A 240-nucleotide genomic window follows, 5' to 3' on the forward strand; every position below is an offset into this window, starting at 1 on the left:
AGCCTGCCTTCGGTGTGGCGGCAAGCTGAAGACACTGGGTGAGGACATTACCGAAGAGCTGGAATATATGCCGGGCCGGTTTGTCGTGAACCGTATTGTCAGACCGCGCCTATCCTGTTCTTGCTGCGAGAGGATTGTTCAGGCGCCCTTGCCATCGCGTCCGATTGAGCGCGGTCGGCCGGGAGCCGGTCTCCTTGCGCATGTCCTTGTGTCAAAACACGCCGACCACCTTCCGCTCTA

1 protein-coding gene is annotated in these 240 nt (G+C 59.6%); it reads left to right on the forward strand.

All coding sequences use genetic code 11. The features are described from left to right. Window positions 1-240: IS66 family transposase zinc-finger binding domain-containing protein (locus ACXAH0_RS25325; RefSeq protein ID WP_475196108.1), on the forward strand; the 240-nt coding region annotated here is incomplete at both ends.

This window comes from Roseibium sp. AWQ4_290 (assembly GCF_056160985.1).